At 38.6% G+C, this 2,868-nt stretch carries 3 protein-coding genes; all 3 read right to left on the bottom strand.

The genetic code is table 11. The annotated features are described in order from the left end of the window. Positions 1–294: 294 nt before the first annotated feature. Positions 295–762: a thermonuclease family protein gene (locus tag G337_RS0118995; RefSeq protein ID WP_084605515.1), complete on the bottom strand. Its 468-nt coding sequence runs from the start codon at positions 760–762 to the stop codon at positions 295–297. After that, positions 762–1,097 carry a hypothetical protein gene (locus G337_RS0118990; protein WP_028865267.1) on the bottom strand — a complete coding sequence of 112 codons (336 nt, stop codon included), beginning with the start codon at positions 1,095–1,097 and terminating at the stop codon, positions 762–764. The genes G337_RS0118995 and G337_RS0118990 overlap by 1 nt, the downstream gene beginning before the upstream one ends. 43 nt (positions 1,098–1,140) lie before the next feature. Next, positions 1,141–2,868, bottom strand: a 1,728-nt coding sequence (locus tag G337_RS26770) for a helicase HerA domain-containing protein (RefSeq protein WP_037028112.1), incomplete at its 5' end; no start/stop codon positions are given.

Raw genomic sequence — 2,868 nt, 5'->3', positions numbered from 1 at the left:
GGGGGGGGGGAAGAAGTTGCAGTGTTTGTGACGGATAAGCTGTTTCCATTCATTCAATAAATCGCATAATTTATGAAGCATTTTTAATTCAGCTAATGCTTGATCAAACGGGTGATTAGTCGGATTGTAGATTTTCATAAAAAACCTCAGCTCAATTGATTAATTAACATCAATTTCACCAAGGCTTTTTATATTTCCAAAATATCAGAATATCAAATATCAAATATTAAATTAATTCAGTCAATTCATACTATGCGTGAGCTAGTAAAGACGTTTACGTATTTTTGTGTCCGGCTAACCACACCAATTTTTAGATTTTTTTCCACCGTCATAGGCAACAGCTAATCCTGAATTGATTAATGAATTTGTTAAACTTTTACCATCTCCGTAAACTTCGGCAACAATTCTAAAATACTTGCCACGTTTTACATTTCGCAGTTCAATTACATTTGCTGAACGCAGAAAGTTAACTGTGATTTGCTTTGCTTGTCTTGCTAACTTCTTTTCTTTTGCGCACTTTCCTCTGATTTCGGGCGTATCAACACCAGCAACACGAATACCGATATGCTCACCAATCAACGGATGCAGACCATAGATATTTGCTCTGAATGTATCACCATCGTAGATTGATGTGATTTCGGCAACACTCAGATTTCCGAAGGTTTTGTTTTTGATACTTGCAGCGTTCGCATTAAATGCAATCAGCGAACACAATGTTAGATATTGCATAACACGCTTTATGCCAGGAGAATATTTTTTCATTAGCTGGCCTCACTTAGTTTGCTTTTTAACATAGCGTTCATTTCTAACAGTTCACGTACTTCGATTATCTGATATTTCCCAAAATTTGGAATATCTTCAATCTGTAGTCCTTTTGAAACAGCTTTTTGTACATCATCAATACTATTAAATCTGAGATGTAAAAGTGATAGGGCGGTTCTGTCGGTGATGTGTTTTGTCCACTCAGGGCGGTGGCCTTTGAGTTCAATGATCAAATCAGAATAAGGTATACCTCCGCGATTCGGCCTCACTTTATTTATACGATTGCATGAACAGCATGAACTATTTGTAGTATTGCCATCAGTGTTCTTATTCATATAACCTCACTTTTTTTGTAGTGAAATATTTATTATCAATCGCCTATATGATTTTCCAAAATGCGGTGCTTTCTTGAAAAATTAACTGCTTCTTTCCGTCAATAAGAAATGAGTGGTGTTTTTCAAGTTCACGAACTTTAACGAGGGTTTTATTTTGTTCTGCTTTATCGTTCTGATTGAACAGGGACGCGATGGCTGCTGGTTTTGGACTTTCTAGCCTATGAACTACCCAGCCACACATCGAATCACCATAAGAATGTTCATCTGTTTTGAAGTGATCCAAGCCTTGCGTAGACAAGATCGCTCCTACGCCAAACTCCCTACCCTGTTTTAGCAGCTTACCCAACGCATCAAAGTTTTGCGACATCAGGCTGTCAGCTTCATCTACAAGCACAAAATTAGTAATTGCACGATGACCGTTTGAAGTTGGCACAGGCTTATCGCAGCAATGCATCTGGATGAAGAAGCTATCAAGCAGAGTGGCTACAATCAGGTTTTGTAGATTGGAATCTACCCCTGAAAGATTAATGACAATTACGTTATCTTTCAGTGTGTCGAATAAGTTTTTACATTTTCTGCGGTTTTTTTCAAATAACTCAAAATCAACAATATCGTCAAGTGCCGCCGTTAAACTGTCTTGCGGGACTTTATCTCTGTTGTTGTAAATGTTGTATACATCATTGAGCGTAGGGGCTGGATTGTGAAAAGTGCTTGGTTCACCATTATCAATACCGTTACGTTCGTAAGCCGTCATAATGCATTTTTTAAGGGCGCTTTGTTGGTTACGACCTAAGTTAAATGCTTTTGCGATTGTAGAAACCACTCCTTTGCCCGTTTTAATAGGCGCTAACTTATCAGTAGAATACAAAGCAAGCGGATTAATAGGTAATAAGTGCGATTCAAATACTGTTGCACCAATTGCCTCTACAAACTCACTGTCTGCGTAATCATTCTTAAAGTCGAACACGAGAAATCCGAACGGCAACCCCCCCGTGTTTTTATGTTTCTGCCTGACAATTTGTAAAAGTAGGCTCTTAACAGCCTGTGTTTTTCCCGTTCCCATTGTGCCTAAAATTGCCAGGTTAGGATTTAAATAGCGGTTCGTATCGGTAGGAGTCCAGTATTGCGACTCTCCCGAAGCTTTACACTGACCAATTTCAATTGCTATGCCGTCAAAATCGACTCCTGAAGGACTTTTGCCGGACTTTGCTGCGGTAGGGTCTTTTTTGGCGTTTCGTGCCTTAGATTTATTCTTTGGCTTGTTTTTGTCCAAGCTTTCCAAAGGTACAGGAGCATTTTTACTGGCCTGTTTTTTTTGCTGCGGTTTGGTTTTAACCTTGCTAGGTTTTTCAGACTGTTCAGGTTCAACTTGTTTCTTTTTAACTTCCTGCTTGTTAATGCCTGGATCATTTAGCAGATGTTGCAGGTTGTCCGTTTGACACGGTAGTAGTTTATTTTTGGTAACTTTGAATTGTTTATTTTCTTCCAATGCCATGTAAAGAGCATCTGGTAACATTAAACTTTTCTTAGCGCGGGTAATAGCAACGTAGAATAAATACAAATCAGATTCATTAATTGCCTTGCCGTTGGTAAACGCTTCTATGATGGAATGAAAATCATCGGATATAAATACATTGTCGGCCTCAAGACCTTTCGATAAATGCGCTGTGGTTAATGAGACAATTGCTTCACTTGCTAATGTCTGTCTGCTCCACTCTAACGCATTTATTAATTCTTCTGCATGTTCAATATTATCCTCGACTAAATTTGC

This window comes from Psychromonas aquimarina ATCC BAA-1526 (assembly GCF_000428725.1).
GTDB classification, from domain to species: domain Bacteria; phylum Pseudomonadota; class Gammaproteobacteria; order Enterobacterales; family Psychromonadaceae; genus Psychromonas; species Psychromonas aquimarina.
The sequence above is the reverse complement of the archived record's forward strand: the minus strand, read 5'-3'. Positions and strand labels throughout refer to the sequence as shown.

What these genes read in the sequence shown, in the direction of transcription:
- G337_RS0118995 (WP_084605515.1), bottom strand. Translation starts at nt 762, where the DNA reads ATGAAAAAATATTCTCCTGGCATAAAGCGTGTTATGCAATATCTAACA.
- G337_RS0118990 (WP_028865267.1), bottom strand. Translation starts at nt 1,097, where the DNA reads ATGAATAAGAACACTGATGGCAATACTACAAATAGTTCATGCTGTTCA.